A 612-nucleotide genomic window follows, 5' to 3' on the forward strand; every position below is an offset into this window, starting at 1 on the left:
GCGCGTTGATCGGTGTCCTGTGCTCCGGGTCGGCGCGTGCCCAGGCCGTCGTGGCGTCGGCGAGGCCGGTCTGAACTGTACGAGGGTGTCGAAGCCTCTGCCGGCCCCCTTGGAGTACGCGCCGGGCGAAAGATCGCACCGCTCGGCTGTCTTCACCTCACAGTGGTGACCATGCTGAACCGAGTAGCCGTCCTGTCCGACATTCACGGAGTCCTGCCGGCCCTGGAGGCAGTGCTCGCCGAACCGGACGTCTTCACAGCCGACCACATCGTGCTCACCGGCGACATCGCCGCCGGCCCACAACCGACCCAGGTTCTCGACCTGCTGACCAGCCTTGGCGACCGCGTCATCTGGATCAGCGGCAACGCCGACCGCGAACTCCTCGAATACCGTCGGGGGCAACGCGGGACGATCCCCGATCCGATCGCCCCCTGGGCAGCTGAACAACTCCGCGAGGATCACCTCGACCTTCTCAGCTCGCTACCACGATCACTCTCCCTGTCCGTGAACGGCCTGGGAAAGGTGCTGTTCTGCCACGCCACCCCTCGCGACGACGAGGAGGTCGTCCTGGTCGACTCCCGCCTCGACCGCTGGGAAGAAGTCTTCAACGGA

At 66.3% G+C, this 612-nt stretch carries 1 protein-coding gene; it reads left to right on the forward strand.

All coding sequences use genetic code 11. The features are described 5' to 3' along the window. Nucleotides 1-171: 171 nt before the first annotated feature. The coding region (locus CCN42_RS39705; RefSeq protein WP_211294901.1) for a metallophosphoesterase family protein at nt 172-612 on the forward strand (441 nt) is incomplete at its 3' end.

It is taken from the genome of Streptomyces glaucescens, assembly GCF_002154375.1.
Lineage (GTDB): Bacteria > Actinomycetota > Actinomycetes > Streptomycetales > Streptomycetaceae > Streptomyces > Streptomyces glaucescens.